We start from the raw sequence: 22,861 nt of genomic DNA, 5'->3' as shown, positions 1-22,861 counted from the left end.
ACTATTTTAAAAGTTTTAAGGTAGTTCTGATATTGTCATAGTATGATTTTATATTATCGAGAATATGTTTTTGTCTTTATATACCGCATAAATACATAATTTATTACTGATTTGATAGTTTTTAAAATTCAGTGTTGAAGTTATGTTGTTTCCATGCTATCTTTAAGAGTTTTTTAGACTCTTCAAAGTTAGTAGGATTAGCATATAAGAGAGAGGAGAGAAGCAGAAAAAGGCTAAGAGTTTTCATTTATTTTTTTCTCAATATCTTGTATTTTTTTATTGTATTTACTAAGTCTTTGTGATTCTAAATCTCCAAAGTTACTATTATTTTTATAGATACTTTTTGCTAACTCACATATATGTATAGCTTCTTGTGTATTGCCTAAAAATTTTAAATATATATCTATTGCTTCAAAGTCTTGTAATGAGAATTTAGACATATCACAATATGTTTCAAACTCTTTAAATTTAGATAAATCCCAATTCTCTAAATCGTTAAAATGTGAAAATCTTGCTATTGCTGTATTATCTAATTCTTTGTTTTGAAGTTTAAGAATCATTTGTTTATAAATTTCAACATTTTTAAAAGATTCTACATAACTATCTAAATCATTTCTATATTCATTGAAATAATGTTGCAAAAGTGTTGTATCTTTTTTTGTATAACAATCTTTTATGACTAATTCATAAAGATAAAATTTATCTATATTATCAAGATATGTTTTTGTTTTTATACACTGCATAGCTAGCTTTATTTTATCACGCTTACTTTTTATTGTATGAGAGATATAATGTGCTGATACGATATTATAATCATTGTTCTTTTGTCTTGACTTCCAAACACCCCTTACTTTATACAACAAACAAGGTAGTAATGATAAAAAAGAGATACCTAGAAAGAAGTTTTCTGAATTTGGTATATATATATATATATATATATCATAAAGGATTCCAAAGAAAAAGAATATTCCTAAAGAGAATAAAACTATTCTTACTTTTTTACTTTGTCTTTTGATTGAAAATTCTAAGAAAGTAGATACAAGTATAAAGAATGCAGCAACACCCCAAAAGTTAGCTTGTTGTCCTAAATCACTAGCAATAAAGCTTAAAAAGAATATGAATAAACCAAGATAGAACAACGATTTATAAAGCTTTATCATCTGCACCTCTTTTCATTAAAAAATACAAGATTATAACAATATAAAAACTAATTGTAGTTTAATTCTATATATATCAACTATAATGTTACAAAATATACTTTATTATTGTGTATAACTCTTAAAACATGTATCTTTATATTTTCAGATTTCAAATGATTATTTTATGAATAAGGAACTAAATTGTTGTGGTTATTTTGAATCAAGATATGGGTTATTTTTACCTTTTGCCCAATTTGGAAGATTGTGCATACCAGAATTTTTAAAGATATTTCGCATGCTTTTTACGCTCCCAACAGCCCAGTAATCAAGAGATTGATTAAAATTCTTTGCATTCTCGAACATATTATCCATGTATTGCACATCACTTACACGCCAAAAACGCAAAGGTTGATTAAAATTTTGTGCATTAGCAAACATTTCACTCATATTCCATACATTTTCAGTATCCCATTTATCAAGAGGTTGATTGAATGCAGTTGCATTTTTAAACATCGCATTCATACTGCTTACACGTCTCACATCCCATGAATTGATAGGTTGATTAAAATTCTTTGCATTTTCAAACATAGCTTTCATTTCTTTCACTTTCCCAACATTCCAATCACTTAATGGTTGATTAAAATTTTGTGCATTTTTAAACATATTTTTCATATTTTCAACTTTCCCAACATTCCAATCACTTAATGGTTGATTAAAATTTTGTGCATTTTCAAACATACTCTGCATATTTTTTACTCTCTGCACATCCCAGCTATTAATATTTTGATTAAAGCTAATCGCATCATGAAACATATAGCTCATATTTTCAACATTAGAAGTATCCCATTTATCAAGAGGTTGATTGAATGATTTTGCCTCCCAGAACATTTCTCGCATACTTACAATACTTTGTGTGTTCCATTCATTTAATGATTGATTAAAGTACTCTGCTCCCCAAAACATTGCATTGACATATTTGACATTTTTCATATCCCAATTATTTAATGGTTGATTAAATTCAAATGCATGAGAAAACATACCGTTCATTGATTCGACATTTCGCACATCCCAGCTATTAATATTTTGATTAAAGCTAATCGCATCAGCAAACATAAAATCCATATTTTTCACTTTCCCAACATTCCAAGTATGAATTGGGTGATTAAAGTGTTTTGCTTTATCAAACATACTATACATATTCTCAACCTTGCTGACATCCCAAGATTCTATACCACTAAAGTCTTCCCTTGTTGTATTTTTAAAAAGCCCACTCATATCAGTAATTAGGCTTGTGTCAATGTGTCCCAAGGTAATTTTTGCGTCATCAACAAGTTTTTTAAGTTCATTTTTGCTTTTTGGAAAATAAATTTTTATGTCTTTTTTAGTAGAAGTAGTTGATTTTTTTTGAATCTGTGTAGCTTGTTGATTGTCTGATTTTGTGGTCCCAGAATCTTGTTGCGTTGTTGTATTATTTGATTCATTTAAATTTTTGGGGGATTTCATGTTGATTTCATTCTGTGTTGCATTATGCACATTAGATTCTGTATTTTCTTTTTGACCTATAAGTATTTGATGTGTATTTTTAGCCATTTGAAGATTTTGTGTCGGAGTAGATTCTAAAGGTTGTTTAGAAATTGTGTTTTCTTGTTTATCTTTTTTCTTGGAGTTTTGTGTAGGTTTGGTTTCTTTGGCTTGATTTTTATCAAGATTTGTATTTTTTTGCGTAAGGATTTCTGTAAGGGTATTATTTTGTATAAATTGTGTTATGTATTTTATATATTCTTGATTTTTAAAAAATTCATTAATTATGGGATTCATATTTGTTTGTTTTTGCGAATCTACTTTTGTTGTAATATTATTTCTTTGTTGTGCTTGAGAATTTTGTGGTTTATTTTGTGTCGTAAGTAGCGATGATTCTTGTGGAGTATGTTGTTTCTTTGTTGATTCATTCTTATTTTGTTTTAAAATTTTTGAAGACTGATTTTTTTCATTTTTTTTGTCATTTTGCTTCTGTTTTTTTATCTGTTGCTGTGCTATCTTTTGCTCTTTTTGATTTTTTGATTGAGATATATATGAGAACATGATTTCTTGCTGGCTATTTTGTATTTGATTTTTTGTATTTTTTGAATGTATTTTAGAATCTTGTTTTGTATTTACGAGTTGTGTTGCTTGGGAAAATTGTTTTGAATCTTTATTTACGCTAATAGTATTTTGATTTTTATTTGTTGTATCATGAGGTGTTTCTGGCGTTGTATTTGTGTCAAAAGATTCTCTGACTGGTTCCATTTGTGAAATTTGAAAATTTTGGGATTGGTTATTATAATTTACTTTTTCACTATTTATTGGTGTATGATTTTGTGTTTTTATGTGAGTTATTCCTTGATTGCAACCAACCATTACAAATATACCTAAGATAAAAATCGGATAAATTATAAAATATTGTGCAAAATACATTTTATTCCTCTTCATGATGGTATTTTGTAAAATTTGTTTAAAGCAATCATAAAAATTTATCATTATAATAAATTTTTATGATTTTTAGTAAAATGACATAATTTGATTTTAATAAAAAGATTTAAATGTTTTTATAATACTTTTGAGTTTTTTATGTTTAAAAACTATTAAGAGTTTAGTAGTCTTGAGGTTTTTGGGATTCAATAATTTAAAATTTTTGTAACTACTCAAATTATTCGCGTTTCCACACTTGCCCTTCACTATAAAAATGCAAAATTACAATTTGATCTCCCACAATATAGCCTTCTAATGAATCGCTAAATCTCTGTGTGTGAGCTCTTTTTTGTGTCATTGATACAGAATCGAGCATGGCTCGTGGCAGTGAAGAATTATTTTTTAATCGTTTTGCATAAGAGAGTGAATAAAAAGCTTTAAAGTTTATCTCATCAGTGCCATTTTTTTCATTAAAATCTACTTTATTTGTTTGTATTGATTCTATTAAAAGTGTTTTAAGTTGCCTATTCATACGTTCCGCAAAGATATTAGAATTGAGGAGTGTTAAGAATGCGTTATCAAGATTGGTATTTTCGAAACGATATACTTTAACACCAGATTCTGTGCGAGTAACGCCTGTATGTCCCTCGTGTACTTTTTCTGAACGTTTTGAAATCCCCTCTTGTATGTAAAAATTACAATCATCGCATGCAAGAAATGTGTTGCTTAATTCCCAATTTTGTAGTTTATCTTCAATAGCAAGTATCTGATTATCTCTATCTTGAATGCTTTGGGTAGAAGAAGCACAACTAACCAAGAGGAATATATATATGAATGTCAAGAATATAAAGAATATTTGGATTCTATAAAATTGAAAATAGAACATTAGTGATATCCTTAAGATAGTTTGTATTTTATAATTATTTAAGAAAAAATTTAAGTTAAAGTAAATTGCACAACAATATATTGTTTGAATTATATCTCATAAATGTCATGATTGTGTGTAAAACTGATTTTTTTGGGTAATTATTAGGAAAATATAATACAATGAGGTAAGTTTATTATTTTTTATAGTTTTTCCGTATTGTTAGGTAAAATCTGTGTAAAGGGTTTATGAAAATAGTATATAATACATACATTATCTTTTTGGAGTGAGAAATGGCACTAGATAATTCAAATGCTGCAACACAAAACAAGGAAAGTCGATATGATATACTAGATAAAAAACAAGTGCATACTCCTCGTGAGATTGAACTTGCATCATATCTTGAAGATATGATGAGTAATTATGAAGATTTACTTGATATGAAGATTCTTTTTAGTGCAGACTTGGGGACAACACAGATACCACTATCAGATATTTTGCGTTATGAAAAAGGTTCTATTATTGATTTGCAAAAACCTGCTGGTGCAAGTGTGGAGATTTTCGTAAATGATCGTGTTGTAGGCAAGGGAGAAGTTATGGTATATGAACGAAATCTTGCGATTCGTATTAATGAGATTTTAGATTCTAATGCGATTGTATATTATATTGCACGAGAGGTTTCTGATCAAGATTAGATTATTTAAGCATTATTTCTTGTCATAATTTTTAAAAGAAAAAATAAAATGTAATTATGAGGTAATCATGACATTATGTAATCAAAAACATGTAGTATTTGTGTTCCTTGTTACATTAATTTTTATTTTTAATAGTTTTATATGCTCTGCTTATTCTATCCTGGTGGGAGATGGAAGAGAGAATTGCAATGCAAATATAGACTTTATTCTTAACACTGCATGTGTAATGGAATATAATGATCAAATTATTCAAAAAGATTCTTTAGAAAAAAGTTTTTATATTGCAAATATAAACGATAAAATCTCTAGTCACAATATTTCTAGCGAAAATACTGCAACAAAAGGTGTGTTACAGGAATCGAATCATGAATCTGATAATGTTCTTGGAGATTCCCTATCTCAATATGATACAAACTTGAATATACCATACGAAATAAGCTCTTGGCGGTATTTTGTTGTTATCATTGTTATGTTCGCAGTGTTAGCCATTTTATATATTGTCCGTATTCGGCAGAATAAAGGTCAGCAAATTTCAAATATCATACTTGAGCAGGCAAAGATTCTTGATTCTAAAAATAAAGTCGCGGTAATTCGTTATGGTAATACGCGTTATGTGATTGGTTTAAATCCTAATGGTATAGCACTTCTTGATAGGATACAATTAGAATCTGTTGAGAGTAAAAATTCTTCTTCGCAATATGATTCTCAAGATGATATTTTTACAAAACAAGATTCTCACACAAATTTTTTCCAACTTCTTTTACAATCAAAACATAAGCAAAAAGATTTAAATGTTAAAACATCGCATTTCAAGTCGCAAAATAAAGATACTGTTAAACAGCATCAAACAGATATAAAATTATGTAATATTGCAGAATCTAAGAAAGAGTCCTGACAATATAATGGCTACAATGACTATGGCTTATCGAATCTATAAAGATAGATTTTTTCTTTCATTAAGTGTTTCTATCTTTGTTCACATTCTTGTTTTATTTTTTTTTTATTTACTTCCAAATCCAGAAAAACATGTTGCATTGCGTCCAATTTCTGTGGGTGTATTGCAATCACAAAATAAAAGTATAGAATCTTTTATGAAACAAGAACAACAATCTCAATCAAGCTCACAAGCTAGACCAACTAAATCACATAATATACCAACACAAACTCCACAAATTAAACATAACCCACAACAGGCTATCCCAAAACCACAATCAACATTACAGACTGCTCCAAGTACAGATATTGATTTGCAATCTTTAAACATACCGCAGGAAGATATTCGTTTTGATCCTTTGGCAACTATGCGACAACCAAGCCTTACACAAAGCCTTCAACAAGAGGCTGATAATAAAAAATTAAATAATTTACCACATCGTATTCAAAGTGAGCTACAAAAACTTTATGGCACAGAATTAAACAACATGAGTAAAGAGCAAAAAGACTATCTTGCTGAAAGTTATTTTATTAATGGTGAAGTGTTCCAGCAAACTGCTGATAGAATGGGGTATCCAAAACTAGCAATGTATCTCAAACAGCAAGGCAAGGGCATCATTGAGTTTCGTTTACATCCAGATGGACATATTGATGCAATACGAATTATTACCTCAACTGGTTTTGAAGCATTAGATGATTCTATGCGAGAGGTTGTTGAATTATCAGCAAAGAATCTCAAACGTCCACCACAGCCTGTAATAGTGCGTCTTGGAGGGAATTATAGAATTACCAATGATGGATTCTAAAATATTTGTTATGCCATAAATGGATAGATAGCAAATAAAATTTTGATAAGTATGCAAGTTAAGGTTTGCAAGGATTTTTGATTTATTTCACGGAGTGATTGTATCAGTGCAATGAATTAAAATTAAAAAAATATGAAACTCTACGGAATTGATTATGGTATTTGCTAAAGATATTGGAATATTTTGTATAATTTTAACTTAAAATTTAGTTGCAAATTTACTATTGAAATTTCTATTACAAGAGAGATTCCTATTTTTTATTAAACACAAGATTTTTATATTGATATGAAGTTGATATTTGAAGTTTTAGGATAGCATTATGAATTTTTGGAATGAAATCTATTCCCATTTTAGCCCAATAGCGTTTCAAATTGGTAGTTTTAGTATACATTGGTATGCTCTAGCTTATGTTTCTGCACTTTTAATTGCATTTTTTCTTGCAAAATATTTTGCAAGGAGAATACCTCGTTTTAAAAATTTAGAATCAAGTATGATTGACAGTTATTTTTTGTGGGTTGAATTGGGTATTATACTTGGTGCACGTTTTGGTTATCTTTTTATTTATACAGATTCTGCATTGTATTATTTAACACATCCATGGGAAGCATTTAATCCTTATATTGATGGAGAATTTATAGGTATTGCGGGCATGAGTTATCATGGCGGTGTTTTTGGTTTTTTACTTGCTTCATTTATTTTTAGTTATGTTAAAAAAGTGAATATTTTTATTTTACTTGATTTAGTTGCATTAAGTGTGCCTTTAGCATATATTTTTGGTAGAATTGGTAATTTTTTAAATAAAGAACTTGTTGGTCGTGCGATTGAAGAAGAATCTTTGCATTTTATGGGAATCTTTGTTGATGGAGCATTGCGTTACCCAAGCCAACTTATTGAGGCATTTTTAGAGGGTTTTGTTGTGTTTTTTATAGTGCTTTACGCATCAAAAAAACTGCATAAAGATGGTTTATTAATCGTTGTATATGCTTTTGGTTATGGAGTTGCGAGGTTTGTTGCGGAGTATTTTAGAGAAGCAGATTCGCAAATGGGATATTATTTTCTACATTTAAGTATGGGGCAGATTCTTAGTTTTGTTATGATGCTTGTTGGTTTGGTTTTATTTTTTATCATTCAAAAAAAATCAACATCTTTGCCAAAAATAGATAATATTAAACAAAAATCTCTCAAAAATCAAAAAATCTTAAAACAAAGGAGTAATGATGAATCTTGATGTATTTGGAAAAAAAATATTTGATTTCAGCCAACCATTTTCATATTTTGAAGCTTTTAGCACAATTATCATCGTTGTTGGAATTTCATTTTTTATTTTTCTTTATCTTTCAAAAAAAGCAAAGAATCTTAAACAAAAGGAACAAAATAAGTGAATCTTGCTATCTTTGGTGGAAGCTTTGATCCTCCACATAATGCCCATATAGAGATTGTTGAGTTTTTGTTGAAACAATCATATATAGACCAACTTATTATTCTTGTAGCATACCTCAATCCTTTTAAAAGAGTTTATAGATTCCAAGCTTCAAAGCGTTTAGAATGGCTTAAAAAGATTTTTAAAAATAATACAAAAGTTTTGTGTAGTGATTATGAGATTTTGCAAGGTAAATCAACTCCAAGCATTCAAAGTGTTCGATATTTTCAGAAGTATTATAGTCCAGAGAGGATTTTTTTTGTGATTGGTGCTGATAATTTGTTTTTATTACCACAATGGCAAGAGTTTGAAGCATTAAAGAATATGGTCGAATTTCTTGTTTTTCAGAGAGAAATATGCGATTGCGAATATAATAAAGAATTACAAGCAATACAGCATAAATATAAGGAACAATGTGTGCAATGTAGTGAATCTAGTTTGCAAAATTCACTACACAAAGATTCTGATAAGTATTATGATTTTGCAAACAAACATGGTATTATTATGCAATATTTTTATTTTAACCAACATATTTCATCAACGCATATTATGCAAAATATAAATATGTATTTACAAAATATTCCCAAAGAAATTCGCGATGAGGTAATGAATAATTTTAAAGCAAATAGCCATTAAAAAAAGGAAGATAATAATGGAAAAAAAACAGGAAATATCAGGGCAAAATTTAGTGAATATAATTGTAGAAATTTTAGACTCTAAGAAAGCAACTCATATTGAAATTATAGATTTGCAAAATAAAGGCTATTTGTCCCAATTTGTAGTGATTGCGACATCAATGGCAGGAAAGCATGGTTTATCGTTATTAAATTATTTAAAAGATGATTTAAAGCCAAAGGGAGTAAGATTCTATGCTATAGATGAAGACAATGAAGATTGGATTATTGTAGATTTTGGAGAAATTATTGTGCATATCTTTACAGAGAATCATCGCAATAAATATAATTTGGAGGAATTTTTGGAAAAAACTTTTTCAAAGAATGGTTTTAATGGATAAGAAGAAATAATGTAAAATCAATTATATTGGGATTTTGGGATAAACCATAAATTGATGAAAATTTTACAAATAATTTAGATTCCAATAATTTAAAAAAAATAATTCAGTATATTCTCGCAATACAGGAATATAGGCTGTGATTCTAATTTTTTATCAAGTTATCTCTGAAGTTATGCAATAATGTTTTATTAGAATGTAGTTTTGGTCATTTTATTGTAAGGATTATTTTTGAAGTCAAATGTTTCTTATAAATTGATAAATGGGACAATGATGACATATTTCTCTTTTTCTTTCATTATGGGGGCTGATATTATTGTGCCATTACATGATGAGGCATTTGATGTAGATTCTATAGAATCTCCGATTTTACAAAGAATAGACAAAGCTTTGAATAATTTAAAACAAAATACCAACAATAAAGAACGTGCAAAATCTGGATTTTCTCTTCATTATCTTAACTCTTTTCTGAGTCATTCTAATTTTAATATTTTGTTGCATGGTGCAAGTATTGAATATAATAGAATCTTGCAAAATGCAAAGACAATTGATACAATTTTTACTTACCAAATAAATTTTGCAGATGTTACAATGCGTAAAAATTCTGGTGCTATTGACAAAGGTGCTAGTATTGGAACATTTGTGCATTTTGATATTTTATTTGGTCAGACTTTGAAAGGTTATCATACTATTGGCATAGACATTGGCTATGGAGCTGGAATCCCACGTAAAAAGAATAGTGAATTTAATGAGCATTCATTGCTTTTAAATTTTGAATATGGTTATAGTTGGAAACGAAGTCTTAAGTATGGTGAATTTTCTTTTATGCCATACATTGGTGTTGAAAGCTATGTATTTTTTCCTGTCGTAAATCGTATAGATTCTTATATAGATGGTGGCATGAATGCTATTATTGGAGTAAAAAATATCTGGGACATACCATGGATTGAGTGTGGATTATTGCTTGGAGCATTAAGTGATTTGAATGTTTCTGGTTCGAGTGTTGGTATACTTGGTAATAGCACAATTGTTTATGATAAAGGGGGCATGAGTAATGGAATCTTTGCTGAAATTAATATTGGTATTCTACAATATAAAAACTTCCATATTTTAGCAAAAACTAATATTTCTTATATGCTTTCATATTATGAAGTGAATGTGCAGAGTGATATTTCAATTTTATATAGGTTTTAGTTCTTTGTTCAATCTTGTTTTATTGTATCACTATTTCCGAATTTTTTAATTTTATAGGGCTATACAAGAATTCAGTATCCTCTATTTATTATTATGTTACTTTAATGCAAATGTGAATATCGTATAATCAGTGGCATAAATTAATATAAATACAATTACTACATTAAGAATATAAGATTCTTATCAAAGAAAAAGGAATAAAGTGGGAAACTTAATGTATAATACTTATTGAATATAACTAAAATGTTTCATATTGGTTGAAATTAGTGTATTTATATTTATTATTTTGGAAGGAATCCTATGAAAAGTATTTATGTTGGTAATCTACCTTACAGGGCGACACAAGAGGAAATACGTGATTTATTTGCTCAATTTGGAGAAGTTTTATCAAGTGTAATGATTAATGATAAAGTTACAAAAAAATTTAAGGGGTATGCATTTATTGAAATGGAAGATGAAAATGCTAATACAGCAATTGCCACATTAAATGGTGAAACATTTTTGGGTCGAATTCTGAAAGTGAATGAGGCAAATCAAAAACCTTAAACAAGATAAAAAAGGGCTTAGATAAATAGAGAATGTTTTAAGGTTTATTTGATTTTTACTCTTCATGCGAACAATTATCAATCAAAGTTAAGCCTTTATGGAAATTGGATTCTATTTGCGGAATAGTTTCTCTGTTGAAAGAGTATATTTAAATCTATTCTATTTAATTTTTAATTTCGTGTGTATGTATCATACGATAAGGAACTGTCTTTGGTGTTATATTGGGTATTGTATTTGTAACCTTTACTTCTACTTCTTTTCTTTTTGGCTGAGAATTATATTTTTGTTCTTGTTTTTTATTTTCAATATTTTCAATTCTTTTTAAATTTTTAGAAAAAGCTTCTAAAATAAAGTCTTGAGTGGCACTATTTTTAATGTTTTCTAACTCTTCTTGCATACGCATTTGTTCTACCAAGTTTTCAAAATCCTTATCAGCTTGCAGACTACCATCTTCTATGATTGTTGTAAATCGATTTGGTTGATATTGATTAATTGAATCAAAAACCAAAAAATATAAGATACAACTTATAAAGATCACAACAATAAGGAACAAATAAAGTTTATAATCTATTCTGAAATTCATGTTTATCGCTTTATAATAACTTCTTTTTTGCCTTCTTCTATATGTCCAATAATATATGGTTGTGATTTATCTGTTATAGAGTTTTGAAGAATAGAATCTACATATTCTTTTGGAGTAATAATTACCATACCAATCCCCATATTAAATACACGGAAAGCTTCGTCTTGTTGAACATAAGGCAGAAAAATATTAAAAAAATCAGGCGTTTGGATACTCGCAGAATCTATAATAGCACACATATTCTCAGGTAATATGCGAATGAGATTTTCTTGTATTCCACCACCAGTAATATGTGCTAGAGCATTTATTTTTGTTTTGTGTTGCAAAAAATCCTTTACATAAATTTTTGTAGGATTTAAAATTAAATCAATGAGTGTTTGACCTCCAATTTTTTGTAACATATTGATACTTTTTTTCTGAATAATGCCTCGTAAAAGAGAAAAACCATTGCTATGGAATCCACTGCTAGCAAATCCCAAGATAATATCTCCAGATTGAATATTCTGACGTTTTAGTATATCGGATTTTTCTGCGATGCCCACAGCAAACCCAGCAAGATCAAAATCTCCTTTTTGGTAAATACTTGGCATTTCCGCAGTTTCACCACCTATAAGGGCACAATCCGCCATTTTACAACCTTGAACAATGCCATTTAATACTTTAATAGCATCAGTATGAATAAGCTTGTGTGTTGCATAATAATCAAGGAAAAACATTGGTTTTGCAAAATCACAGATTAAATCATTCACACACATTGCAACTAAGTCAATACCAATGGATTCTAATTTATTGTATTCAATTGCTAAACTTAGTTTTGACCCCACACCATCTGTTGCTGCACATAAAATCGGATTTTTATAACCTTTTGGAATCTCAAAACAACCAGAAAATCCACCAAGTCCACCCAACACATTGGGATTAAAAGTATTTTGCACAAGTGGCTTTAATATTTTGACAAAATCGTTGCCAGAATCAATATCTACACCAAAATCTTTATATTTTAGGGTTTCCATATTTTCCCTTAGAATCTTTATATTCTTAAGATTAAAAAACTTCAATAATTATACTCAGGTATAAATTGTATCGAAATAATACTAAAATGAACTTTAATTTCTAAAAATCTTTTGGAATTATTCGTTTGTGTGGAATATATGAAATAAAAACTCTCTTTTTAACTCATATTTTGCAATTCTCCATTTAATATACCACGCAATGTTCTAAAAATAAGCCATAGAAACACAAGAGTACAAGATATTATAAAAAATAGAGATAAGATACTATAAAGTGCTGTATTAAAATTAATGTTGGAATAGTTTAGAACTATGTTGCATGTTTCGTGAGTATGAGTTTTACATAAGCCATTGATATATTCTATTCTTGCTTGATTTGTAAGTTTTAAGGCGGCGATACTCATAGCTGCAAAAGGGAAGCTAATAGCCCACCAAGTAACTCTAAATGGGCAACATTTATAAGCTTTAAAAATTTGAGGTAAAAGTGCAAAAAATAGGAATAAACCTATATAGAAAAGCATTGTAGCAAACTTATCTATTCCAAATGCTATGGCATAAGTACTTATGCCCACACCAAATGGAGCAAGTAAGATAAAAAGTGTCGGCATGAGTTTGTCAGGTAGCTTTTCAAAAAATATAATTCTTGCTAAAATTAATGGAATTAAAATTATCGCAAAAAATAATCCAACAGCAAGACACAACATCGTGAGATTCTCTTGAAATGCTAAAAATTCAGACTTGAATAAAAAAGGTAAAGCCAAAGGAATATCAAGTAATCCAACAACAGGAACAATCCATGCTGGTGTAATATGGGTAATCTCATGTTTATGACAAATCCAAAAACTTGATATATGAATGGCAAAGCTTAACATAAGAATTATACCAAATCCCCACAATACTAACGATGGAATACTAAAAGTAAGCACTGAGGTAACAAAAAGATCTATATTATCTACTTCAGTAACTGAAAAGTATTGAAGAAAAATCTTGCAAATTTGTAATAATACAATAGGTAACAATAAACATGCAATAGCGAAAGTGCCAAAAAATGGACGCGTAATAGGATTTTGAAATTCTTGCTTAAAGGATTGAAAGCTTGTTAGAATCTTTAATCCATAAGCAATAAATAATACTATAAAAGCAAGAATAGCTAGGATTCCAAAAAATGAAGAAGCAAAAATACTAAAATTCTCAATAAAAGGTTTGAGGTGAGATTCTGGAAAGCTGAAAGTTTCTTTTGCAAGATACCATGCAATAGACATAGCACTTAGCCCCATGACAGAACCAAAAAGCGAGATTGGTAAATATGAAAATAACCTTTCTTTAAGTTTTTCTTGAGATTTAGTGTTGGTAACAACCTCTGATTGTATAGAATCTTTATTGTCTTGAAGATATTGATTGTTGTATGATTCCATATTCTTCCTTAACATCATGATATTGAAGTATGATATATTTATCATACTTTATGGTTTCTATCTTTAAGTTAATTAAGCAAAAAAAAATGTGGTAGTTATAATACATTTTTAGTCTAATTGTCATGAAATAGTAGCAAGAGTGTATAAATGGCGTATAAATTATGTTTTTTTGTTTATTTTATAGAATAACAGCATAGGTAAAAATAGTTTTATTTTTAGAGATTTTTCACATAATGTAAATTCTATATCGTTACCAAAAGGATTTTTAAATCATTCAAATAAATAATAAAAAAATATTTTAAGATTCCAAAAATAAAATAATAATGAAAGAATAATAGTCATATAATATATAGTTTTGTAACGAATAGATAATAAAGTAAGAAAAATATATATGAGAAGTAACCAGAGCGGTGTATAAACTTCAGACAATAAAAACTTATGTTCTACTACTAAAAGAATAAGAGAATCAAATAATGAACCTTGCCCAATAATATGTAGGAAAATTAAACATGGAAAGAGTAGAAAAAATGCAATACTTAAGGGAATTGAAATAAGTTGATAAGGAGAGAAATATGGAAAAACATAATGCACGATAGGCATCATTTGTAAAAAAATAATGCAATTAAAGAGTAAAATACCAATACATATCCTTTTTATTATTCCTTGTAAGCGTAGATATGGTTCTATATGTTGCACGAAAAGAAAAATATAAAAAACACCGCTTACAGAAAGCAAAAATCCTATATGAAAAATAAGACTCGGATTATTTGCACAAGCGAGAAAAACGCAAAGAAAAAGATTCATAAAACTAAAAATTTTCAATCCACTAAATACTATAAAATATGCTACACAAGCCATAATAAATGCTCGTAAAAAACTTGGTTCAAAATCAATTAATGCAAGATAGAAAAATGCAAAGAGAAGTCCTAAAAAACCCAAGTCAAATATTGCATTACGATAGCAAAAAAAACGATGAAAAAAGAAATAAATCGGAGAAATAAGAGCATAAAATATTATCATTAAAGCAGCAAGATGAAAACCACTAATTGCTATTAAATGTGCCAAACCAAGCGCTACTGATGTGTCACGAACTGGTTTAGCAAGTTGTTGTGAAAAAAAGAGTGCATTATAAAGATTTGCCGCATAAAAATATTCGTGTTGTTGCATAATAAAATTTGTTGCGGTTCTTTTTACATTATCTATAGGGAGAAGAGAAAAAGTAGAGTTATAAATATTACAACTTTTTAAAAATTGTAAAAAACTACAATGATAAATCTTTCCATATACTTGTGCCTTTTTTCCAATAATATTTTTAAATTTTCCACGATAAGTGCCATAAAATACATTGCTGTTAGAATCTTGAAATTTAAATCTTTCGCTCACTTTACTTTTTGGATAGTGATTTATGATTGTTGCTTCAAAACTTCTGCCTTGTTTAAGATCTATAAAAATAGTGTATTTATAATAAAGATTTCCGCATAGTGTCAAGCCCAATATCAATAAAGAAATACAATAGTGTATAAATGGTATTTGTATAGAAAAATAATTATTTTTTTGTTGTCTAATATTAATATAATAAATATTCTTAAAAAAATAAAACATTTTTTTAAGAATATTTTTTGATAAAAAATTATTCATACGAGATTCTATTGTAAGATTAAGATATGCAATAATAACATGAAAATAGAAAATTCTTACTTTTGTTTAATGGTATTCAAGTATTATCATTATTTATATGATTGTTAGTAAGGAAGTAATTAATTTCTCTTTGTATAGAATATAACCGATATTTAAAATCTTTTCACAATCAAATTATGTGTAACTTTTAAGTTAACTACTTGAAATACAATTTGGTTTCTTGTTTTACCTTGCAACCAGATTCTATAAAAACCAAATTTTTAATCATTTATATTACAATATCAAGATATTTTTAATCTACACTTAGCATATATTTGCTTTAAGAGAATAGAGAATAAGGATTAAAATGTTTGTTCTACGACTGCATCAACGAATAAAAATCAAGCGAATATTAAATATTGCTATTCCTAGTGGATTACAATCTGCATTTGATATGCTTAGCATGGGTATCGCACTCTTTTTTCTAGGTAATATTTCACCACTCAATTTTACAGCACTTGGAGTAGGGGCAAATTATATTATCGTTTTTTACCCACTTAGTGCGATTTTTGGAATTGGCACAAATGTGCTTATGTCACGGCGATATGGGGCAACAAATTATACTGAAATGAATATTGTGTATTCTACCATGAGTTATGCTGCAAGTATTTTTTCACTACCAGTTTTATTTCTTGCTTTCGCTTGTTTGTCTTTTTACCTACACACATTTAATTTAAGCGAGGAGCTTTACTCCCTTACTTATTCGTATGTATCATTAACTCTTTTTGCTATTCCAGCAATTATGATTAAAAATGTTCTTATATCGGGTTTTGCTGCCACAGGAGATACTAAAAGACCTTTTTATATCAAAATAGTGCTTACTTGTTTTAGTATCCTTGGTTATTTTATATTTATTGATGGTAAATTTGGCTTTCCAGCACTTGAATTAAGAGGTGCAGCGTATGTAACACTTATAATTTCATACCTTGAACTTTTTATTCTATCACTTTTGCCTTATTTTGTAAAAACTCAACTAAAATTAATTATACAATTTCAGTGGAAATTTCTCATAAGTGCTTTAAAAGTTGGGATTCCAACTGGAATTGAACGCACATTTAGTATTCTTGCACTCAATGTGGTGCTTATTTTTGTTGGACAATATGCAAATATGTATGGTGATAGTGCAATGACAGGATTCCAAGCGGGGACAAAAATCGAAGGATTCTCGTTCGTTCCTGGTTTTGGATTTATGGTGGCAGTTATGAGTCTTGTTGGACAAAGCATTGGGGCAAAAAATTATAAACTAGCAGATGAATATACTAAACTTTCTGCTACAATAGCAAGCATATTGCTCGGAATATGTGGCATAATATTAGCTGTCTTTGCTAAACCTTTATCAGATATTTTTATTCAGCAAGATTTTGTAGCAGTGCAGATTTCTATTGTTTATCTCCTTGCTGTTGGACTTTCACAAACCCCATTAATTCTTTGTTTTGTATATGATGGTGCGTTACGTGGTGCAGGTTATACGCAAATCCCATTATTAATCAATATAATAAGCATTTCAGTTTTTCGTCTTGTGCCAATGTGGATTTGTTCAAGTTTTGCGATGAGTTTATATATACTTTTTTTAATTATTTTTTTAGAGACTTATATTCGTGCAGTAATTTTTTATTGGATTTTTAAAAGTGGTATTTGGAAGAAACCAAAAGAATTATAATTTTATATAAATTTAAGAATTTATAGTGTTCTAATCACGACAGATTTTATTTTACTCTTCAATTTGGATAGACATAGTTCAATCAATTAAGACATTATTTATAGAAAGGTTTTTTATGGAAAAATCAAAACTTGCTTATAGAATACAAGGGAGAAAAATTGATAAAAATAAAATTTTGCCACAAGATCACAACATTCTTTGGCGTACCAATAAATCATTTGATGAGATTGCAATAATTTGCGAACAAATCAAAAATCATATAATTACTCTTGCAAAAAATCTTGAAATTTCAAAAGAATCTTTGCATATCCAATTACCCTTCAGTAATGATAATTCTCATATATATAATACGGAAAATCCCAATATTTTGCACAATACATATACAATTCATTCTTTGCAAGATTCTGATTGTTTAGAATCTAATAATTCTGGTAGGAGTTTCTCATATTCTACAATACCATCTATATATGGAGAATCTCTACAACAGAAATCTTCTAAAAGTATTCAGGAAATAGAACAAGCGAATTGTAGTTCCGATAGTTTTCTATCCAATATGCACCACTATAATTGTTCCATTATTGAAGATTCTATACATTCTATTCCTTATATGTATTCGTATCAGGATAAATTAGCAACAAAGCAACTTATGCAACGAAAATTTCATTTTCTTACACACAAAAAGTTGCAACAAAATCTTAAAAAAATGCGTTTTATTTCTAATCGCTTAAAACGTTTTTGTGCGATTCAATCGCAAACAAAAAAAATACAACGACAAGATGATTGCACTACAATAATAGAAAAAAATCCACAAAAATCAGTATATATTTTCATGAATACAAATGTCTTTGTTTGTCAAAACAAAGACTGGATTGAAGACTATAAACAAAGTATCCAGCCCATTGTATGCGGTGGTTTCTATATTCGTCCAAGTTGGTATGGAACGAATCCTAATTTCTCTAATCTTGTGATTGACCCTTCTCTAAGCTTTGGTAGTGGACATCATGCAACAACAGCAATGTGCATCCATTTTCTTAGTGATTTAGAACTCAAGAATAAAAATTTTCTTGATGTTGGTTGTGGAAGTGGAATTTTATCTCTTGTAGCCGCGAGTTTAGAGGCAAATGTTTATGCATGTGATACAGATTCTTATGCGTGTCAGCAAAGCAGAATAAATTTTCAGAATAATCATTTAACATATCAACATATCTGGTGTGGAAGTATAGGGAATTGTGAAAAAGAAACAAATATCATAAAATATGATTGTATTTGTGCAAATATTGTAAGTTCTATAATTCTGATTTTGAAAAATGATTTCATAAAGTATCTTAATGCAGGTGGTATCCTTATTCTTTCTGGAATTTTGCAGGAATATTCGGAAGATATTATTGAAAGTTTTTCTAGTTTAAAATTGATGGAAAAACAACAAATTGATGAATGGATAAGCTTTAAGTTTATAAAAAAATAATATAATTGAGAATTTAGTATTTTTTTAAAGAGGGCAATATGATTAACAATAATAATACAAATAATAAAAAACCTACTCCAAATCCAAGAAATCCTATCCTTATTTTTTTAGCTTTAGGAATTGCGGGAATATTTTTATTTAAGCTTTTTTCTCCTGATGATTCAAGTCTTTTTGGGCGTTTGGGAGGCAATAGCATAAGTCAAACAATTGAGTATTCTGAGTTCAAACAACTTATAAAAAGTGGTCAAATTCAAAATGTTTCTATCGGACAAACTCTCATTAAGGGTGTGAGTAAAAATACAACACCCATAATTTATTATACAACAAGAAAAGTGCAAGATCAAACACTAATTCCGCTCTTAGAAGAGCAACGAGTGAAATATAGTGGTTTCAGTGAACAAAATTTCTTTACAGATATGATTGGTTGGCTTATGCCAGTATTTATTATCATGGCAATTTGGATTTTCTTAACAAGTCGTATGCAAAAAAATATGAGTGGTGGCATGTTTGGATTAGGTAATGCAAGCAAATTAATCAACGCAGAAAGACCTAATGTGCGTTTTGATGATATGGCTGGGAATAAAGAGGCAAAAGAAGAAGTTGTTGAGGTGGTGGATTTTTTAAAATATCCTGAACGATATGCTGCTATTGGCGCAAAGATTCCAAAAGGTGTTTTGCTTGTAGGTCCTCCTGGAACTGGTAAAACACTCCTTGCAAAAGCAGTGGCTGGTGAAGCAAATGTTCCATTTTTTTCAATGAGTGGGAGTAGTTTTATTGAAATGTTTGTGGGGCTTGGTGCAAGTCGTGTGCGTGATCTTTTTGACAAGGCTAAGAAAGAGGCACCAAGTATTATATTTATTGACGAAATTGATGCAATTGGAAAAAGTCGTGCAGCAGGTTCTATGGTTGGTGGAAATGATGAAAGAGAGCAAACACTCAATCAACTTTTAGCAGAAATGGATGGGTTTGGGAGTAATGCACCTGTTATTGTGTTGGCTGCAACAAATAGACCTGAGGTGCTTGATCCAGCTCTGCTTAGACCGGGTAGATTTGACAGGCAAGTTTTAGTTGATGCTCCAGATTTCAAAGGGCGAATCGAGATTCTAAAAGTTCATATTAAAGGTGTCAAGTTGGCAAAAGATGTGGATTTAAATGAAATTGCAAAATTTACTGCGGGATTGGCTGGGGCAGATTTAGCAAATATCATTAATGAAGCAGCTCTTCTTGCTGGACGCGAGAATCAAAAAGAAGTTTCTCACAAACACTTTAAGGAAGCAATGGAAAGAACAATGATTGGTTTGGAGAAGAAATCGCGTCGATTATCAATGAAAGAAAAACGTATTGTGGCGTATCATGAAAGTGGACATGCACTTATGGGTGAAGTTACAAAAGGTGCACATCGTGTAAATAAGGTTTCTATCATTCCGCGCGGTATGGGAGCTTTGGGATATACGCTCCATACTCCAGAGGAAAATCGTCATTTAGAACAAAAGCATGAAATGTTGGCAACAATTGATGTCCTTTTAGGAGGAAGAGGAGCAGAAGAAGTGTTCTTGGAGGAGGTATCAAATGGTGCTTCAGATGATTTGCGTCGTGCTACAGGCATTCTCAAAAACATGATTGTTTATTATGGTATGACAGATGTGTCTGGACTTATGGTATTAGAAGATTTTACTGCACGCAATAGATTTTTAGGAGGTGGTGGTAATACACGAGAATATAGCAATGAGACTGCACAAAAGATTGATGCATATATTCAAAATAAACTTGAAGAGCATTATACTCATGTTAAACAAACCTTAAGAGATTACAAAGGTGCAATCGAAGCTATGGCAAATGAGCTTTTAGACAAAGAAGTAATCGAAGGTGAACGCGTACGTGAAATAATTATAGATTTTGAAAAAAATAATAATATGGAATCACGTTTAATTCCAATTGAAGAGGCATAAAAGTAGAATGAAACACTTCAGTTATTTCTTAGTAAATTTAGTAATTCTTTGTAGGATTATTATACTTAATTTTTATTATGTCCAAATTGGCTACTTGAGGATTTGTTGTCTGTTTTTAAAATGGCAAAGGCTAATTGATAAGCTTTAGAGTTTCTTTTAGAAAGTTGATTTTTATTGTAGTTTAAAAAATAAATTGTAATTTCACTTCAATATTGACTATTTTTTATATTCATTGCTATTAAGATAAATATGATACTACAAAAGAATCTTTAAAGGTTGTCCATGTGATAATTTTTATAATTATATGATGATTGTTTGAACTTTGAATTATATGGTAAGATTAAAACCACAAAATAATATTTTAATGTGTTTTTAAAAGGTATTTTTGGTTTGTTTATGGAATCTTTTTTAATTTTAAGGGATTTGATTCTAGATTCCATAATTTACTGGTATTTTTTTGATTTTATCTTTATGGTATTTGTTCTATCAAGATATTTTAATATGGTTTTAATTTTAAAATACAAATAGAAATGTATCGTAAAAAGTATTTGGATTGAATGAATCATTATGGATTTTTTTGTCGTGGTTTTGCAAGTAACAATTAAACATTAAAGAACTTATGCAAACTATTATTTATTTCAAATATCTTTTAAAATTTTTTAATCTTTATTTTTCAATTTATATTTTATAAAAAATAAAAGACTATATTGATTAAAATCAAAAAAAATCTAAAGTAGTTGAGATTGTTATCAATGCAACCTCAATCGTTTAAGTATATTGATGTCATGGTATCGTTAAAGAGATTTTTCCATCTATCACTGCAATCATTGCATATTTGCGGTGTTTGAAAAAGTAGCTGTCTGCGCATATTTGTATAATGCTCACTAAAAAATAAACTAAATACATCGCCCTTTTGTAAATCACCCAATATCATGTCTTTATGCAAATCTACATCACTTCGTGTGTTGCAACAAGGCATCATTAATCCATTATAATCTATATATAAAGCTAAACTTGATTGATAGCAACTAGATTCTAGGTTTGGTTTTGCTCTGCTACTCCGCACTTTTACTGATGAAGCACGTGAACAGGCAATTTCTTTTGGATTCCATGCCTGATAGGTTATATTGATACTTTCATATATAAGTCGTAACGCATACCTTGCATTATCATCTTGTATTATCGTAGATTCTAAACCTAACTTTTTACCCATCTTCTGCATAGAATCTTTTAAAGACAATCTATCAAACTCCTGTGTCTTAGGAAAATAATATGACATTATCATGTTGTTTATCCCGGCATCTGCTAGTAAATCTAAATATTCCCTTGTCAGATAATCACCATTTGTAAAGATAGTAAATCGAGCTTTTGGCAGGTAACTCCTTGCTTGTTTCACTCGTTTTAAAATCAATTCTTTATTAGCTAAAGGCTCATTAAAGCGATGAAAATTTAGCCCCTTGTCATAATCAATCTCTTTTAGATTTCCTAAAATCTTAAGATAAATTCCCTCATCTAGCTCGATGTTATTGCTTCTATCAACAAAAGAATTAGGACAAAAATAACACTTCCTATTACAAAATGAAGCAATTTCTATTTCTACTAGCATGAGATTTCGCTTTAAAATATCCTTTTGCTTTTGTATATCACTGATGGGTGTTGTTAGTTCTAATATACGTGTTTTTAATGTTTCACCCCCCCCCCCCAATGTTCTTAAGGAGCTTTCACTTAAAAGAAAACTATCATTATCAATAATCCTTAAAATCTCTTCTCTCATTCGACCTTTATGCTTTTTATAGCCAATTCTAGTCATGCGTTTATAAATTGAAAACATAGAAAACATAAAACCAATCCTCTCATTATAATTTGATTTCCAAATTATACAACAAAAAAAAATAAAATCGAAAAAATAATGAAATATTCTTTTATGGTGTCTAAATTATTTTCAAACAATTTGAAAGATTCCCTTGAGTATTGGAATAATTTTTATGTACATTTCTTGTAAGAATATATTATATTGAATAAAAAATAAGTCTCTATGTTGATA

Annotated in this window: 20 protein-coding genes; 12 read left to right on the top strand and 8 right to left on the bottom strand. The window is 29.0% G+C overall.

Translation table 11 applies throughout. The features are described from left to right. Nucleotides 1–233 precede the first annotated feature (233 nt). The 3 genes from CQA53_RS01540 to CQA53_RS01530 form a co-directional block, all read right to left on the bottom strand. Nucleotides 234–1,160: a hypothetical protein gene (locus CQA53_RS01540; RefSeq protein ID WP_115542272.1), complete on the bottom strand. Its 927-nt coding sequence runs from the start codon at nt 1,158–1,160 to the stop codon at nt 234–236. A gap of 189 nt (nt 1,161–1,349) precedes the next feature. Continuing rightward, complete coding sequence (locus tag CQA53_RS01535; protein ID WP_181882316.1) at nt 1,350–3,593, bottom strand: BspA family leucine-rich repeat surface protein; 2,244 nt, start codon at nt 3,591–3,593, stop codon at nt 1,350–1,352. 232 nt (nt 3,594–3,825) lie between these two features. Beyond that, the gene (locus tag CQA53_RS01530) at nt 3,826–4,473 is read right to left on the bottom strand and encodes a hypothetical protein (RefSeq protein WP_115542270.1); all 648 of its coding nucleotides are present in this window, start codon (nt 4,471–4,473) and stop codon (nt 3,826–3,828) included. Nucleotides 4,474–4,745: 272 nt separating this feature from the next. Between CQA53_RS01530 and fliN the strand changes: the two genes are divergently transcribed. The 9 genes from fliN (at nt 4,746) to CQA53_RS01490 (ending at nt 11,058) form a co-directional block, all read left to right on the top strand. Then, entirely contained in the window at nt 4,746–5,147 is a 402-nt protein-coding gene (fliN, locus tag CQA53_RS01525) for a flagellar motor switch protein FliN (protein WP_115542269.1), read from the top strand. A 67-nt stretch (nt 5,148–5,214) separates the two neighbouring features. Further along, nucleotides 5,215–6,042, top strand: coding sequence for a flagellar biosynthetic protein FliO (locus tag CQA53_RS01520; protein ID WP_115542268.1), 828 nt, complete (start codon nt 5,215–5,217; stop codon nt 6,040–6,042). Between the two features lie 7 nt (nt 6,043–6,049). Further along, nucleotides 6,050–6,886, top strand: coding sequence for a TonB family protein (locus CQA53_RS01515; RefSeq protein WP_115542267.1), 837 nt, complete (start codon nt 6,050–6,052; stop codon nt 6,884–6,886). Between the two features lie 319 nt (nt 6,887–7,205). Further along, nucleotides 7,206–8,114, top strand: a complete 909-nt coding sequence (lgt, locus tag CQA53_RS01510) for a prolipoprotein diacylglyceryl transferase (protein ID WP_115542266.1) — start codon at nt 7,206–7,208, stop codon at nt 8,112–8,114. Next, nucleotides 8,104–8,268, top strand: coding sequence for a hypothetical protein (locus CQA53_RS12240; RefSeq protein ID WP_181882315.1), 165 nt, complete (start codon nt 8,104–8,106; stop codon nt 8,266–8,268). The genes lgt and CQA53_RS12240 overlap by 11 nt, the downstream gene beginning before the upstream one ends. Then, the gene (gene nadD / locus CQA53_RS01505) at nt 8,265–8,942 is read left to right on the top strand and encodes a nicotinate (nicotinamide) nucleotide adenylyltransferase (RefSeq protein ID WP_115542265.1); all 678 of its coding nucleotides are present in this window, start codon (nt 8,265–8,267) and stop codon (nt 8,940–8,942) included. The genes CQA53_RS12240 and nadD overlap by 4 nt, the downstream gene beginning before the upstream one ends. 16 nt (nt 8,943–8,958) lie before the next feature. Next, nucleotides 8,959–9,321, top strand: coding sequence for a ribosome silencing factor (gene rsfS / locus CQA53_RS01500; RefSeq protein WP_115542264.1), 363 nt, complete (start codon nt 8,959–8,961; stop codon nt 9,319–9,321). A gap of 228 nt (nt 9,322–9,549) precedes the next feature. Next, nucleotides 9,550–10,512 (top strand): hypothetical protein, encoded by a 963-nt coding sequence (locus CQA53_RS01495; RefSeq protein WP_115542263.1) that lies wholly within the window; start codon nt 9,550–9,552, stop codon nt 10,510–10,512. 300 nt (nt 10,513–10,812) lie between these two features. Beyond that, on the top strand, nt 10,813–11,058 hold the full coding sequence (locus CQA53_RS01490; RefSeq protein WP_115542262.1) for an RNA recognition motif domain-containing protein: 246 nt from the start codon (nt 10,813–10,815) through the stop codon (nt 11,056–11,058). Between the two features lie 163 nt (nt 11,059–11,221). Here CQA53_RS01490 and CQA53_RS01485 read toward each other — a convergent pair whose 3' ends face one another. The 4 genes from CQA53_RS01485 to CQA53_RS01470 all read right to left on the bottom strand — a co-directional run bounded on the left by CQA53_RS01485 (nt 11,222) and on the right by CQA53_RS01470 (nt 15,704). Then, nucleotides 11,222–11,566: a hypothetical protein gene (locus CQA53_RS01485; RefSeq protein WP_181882314.1), complete on the bottom strand. Its 345-nt coding sequence runs from the start codon at nt 11,564–11,566 to the stop codon at nt 11,222–11,224. A 77-nt stretch (nt 11,567–11,643) separates the two neighbouring features. Then, nucleotides 11,644–12,654 carry a phosphoribosylformylglycinamidine cyclo-ligase gene (purM, locus tag CQA53_RS01480; protein ID WP_115542260.1) on the bottom strand — a complete coding sequence of 337 codons (1,011 nt, stop codon included), beginning with the start codon at nt 12,652–12,654 and terminating at the stop codon, nt 11,644–11,646. Nucleotides 12,655–12,812: 158 nt separating this feature from the next. Then, nucleotides 12,813–14,066: an SLAC1 anion channel family protein gene (locus CQA53_RS01475; protein ID WP_181882313.1), complete on the bottom strand. Its 1,254-nt coding sequence runs from the start codon at nt 14,064–14,066 to the stop codon at nt 12,813–12,815. A gap of 270 nt (nt 14,067–14,336) precedes the next feature. Then, complete coding sequence (locus tag CQA53_RS01470) at nt 14,337–15,704, bottom strand: ComEC/Rec2 family competence protein (RefSeq protein WP_115542258.1); 1,368 nt, start codon at nt 15,702–15,704, stop codon at nt 14,337–14,339. Between the two features lie 346 nt (nt 15,705–16,050). On the opposite strand from CQA53_RS01470, the gene CQA53_RS01465 reads away from it, so the two are divergent. From CQA53_RS01465 to ftsH, 3 genes are all read left to right on the top strand, one after another. Then, on the top strand, nt 16,051–17,403 hold the full coding sequence (locus tag CQA53_RS01465) for an MATE family efflux transporter (protein WP_115542257.1): 1,353 nt from the start codon (nt 16,051–16,053) through the stop codon (nt 17,401–17,403). Nucleotides 17,404–17,518: 115 nt separating this feature from the next. Next, a complete protein-coding gene (locus tag CQA53_RS01460; protein WP_115542256.1) occupies nt 17,519–18,868 on the top strand; it encodes a 50S ribosomal protein L11 methyltransferase in 1,350 nt (449 codons plus the stop codon). A 38-nt stretch (nt 18,869–18,906) separates the two neighbouring features. After that, entirely contained in the window at nt 18,907–20,817 is a 1,911-nt protein-coding gene (ftsH, locus tag CQA53_RS01455) for an ATP-dependent zinc metalloprotease FtsH (RefSeq protein ID WP_181882312.1), read from the top strand. Between the two features lie 760 nt (nt 20,818–21,577). Here the strand turns inward: ftsH and CQA53_RS01450 are convergent. After that, the gene (locus CQA53_RS01450; RefSeq protein ID WP_115542255.1) at nt 21,578–22,657 is read right to left on the bottom strand and encodes a radical SAM/SPASM domain-containing protein; all 1,080 of its coding nucleotides are present in this window, start codon (nt 22,655–22,657) and stop codon (nt 21,578–21,580) included. Nucleotides 22,658–22,861 lie beyond the last annotated feature (204 nt).

This window comes from Helicobacter didelphidarum, from assembly GCF_003364195.1.
Taxonomy (GTDB): Bacteria; Campylobacterota; Campylobacteria; order Campylobacterales; family Helicobacteraceae; genus Helicobacter_A; species Helicobacter_A didelphidarum.
This window is presented reverse-complemented; position numbering and strand designations above follow the sequence as displayed.

Excerpts from the sequence above, each read along its gene's own strand:
- CQA53_RS01540 (WP_115542272.1), bottom strand. The coding sequence starts at position 1,160 with ATGATAAAGCTTTATAAATCGTTGTTCTATCTTGGTTTATTCATATTC.
- CQA53_RS01535 (WP_181882316.1), bottom strand. The coding sequence starts at position 3,593 with ATGTATTTTGCACAATATTTTATAATTTATCCGATTTTTATCTTAGGT.
- CQA53_RS01530 (WP_115542270.1), bottom strand. The coding sequence starts at position 4,473 with ATGTTCTATTTTCAATTTTATAGAATCCAAATATTCTTTATATTCTTG.
- fliN (WP_115542269.1), top strand. The coding sequence starts at position 4,746 with ATGGCACTAGATAATTCAAATGCTGCAACACAAAACAAGGAAAGTCGA.
- CQA53_RS01520 (WP_115542268.1), top strand. The coding sequence starts at position 5,215 with ATGACATTATGTAATCAAAAACATGTAGTATTTGTGTTCCTTGTTACA.
- CQA53_RS01515 (WP_115542267.1), top strand. The coding sequence starts at position 6,050 with ATGGCTACAATGACTATGGCTTATCGAATCTATAAAGATAGATTTTTT.
- lgt (WP_115542266.1), top strand. The coding sequence starts at position 7,206 with ATGAATTTTTGGAATGAAATCTATTCCCATTTTAGCCCAATAGCGTTT.
- CQA53_RS12240 (WP_181882315.1), top strand. The coding sequence starts at position 8,104 with ATGAATCTTGATGTATTTGGAAAAAAAATATTTGATTTCAGCCAACCA.
- rsfS (WP_115542264.1), top strand. The coding sequence starts at position 8,959 with ATGGAAAAAAAACAGGAAATATCAGGGCAAAATTTAGTGAATATAATT.
- CQA53_RS01490 (WP_115542262.1), top strand. The coding sequence starts at position 10,813 with ATGAAAAGTATTTATGTTGGTAATCTACCTTACAGGGCGACACAAGAG.
- purM (WP_115542260.1), bottom strand. The coding sequence starts at position 12,654 with ATGGAAACCCTAAAATATAAAGATTTTGGTGTAGATATTGATTCTGGC.
- CQA53_RS01475 (WP_181882313.1), bottom strand. The coding sequence starts at position 14,066 with ATGGAATCATACAACAATCAATATCTTCAAGACAATAAAGATTCTATA.
- CQA53_RS01470 (WP_115542258.1), bottom strand. The coding sequence starts at position 15,704 with ATGAATAATTTTTTATCAAAAAATATTCTTAAAAAAATGTTTTATTTT.
- CQA53_RS01465 (WP_115542257.1), top strand. The coding sequence starts at position 16,051 with ATGTTTGTTCTACGACTGCATCAACGAATAAAAATCAAGCGAATATTA.
- CQA53_RS01460 (WP_115542256.1), top strand. The coding sequence starts at position 17,519 with ATGGAAAAATCAAAACTTGCTTATAGAATACAAGGGAGAAAAATTGAT.
- ftsH (WP_181882312.1), top strand. The coding sequence starts at position 18,907 with ATGATTAACAATAATAATACAAATAATAAAAAACCTACTCCAAATCCA.
- CQA53_RS01450 (WP_115542255.1), bottom strand. The coding sequence starts at position 22,657 with ATGTTTTCTATGTTTTCAATTTATAAACGCATGACTAGAATTGGCTAT.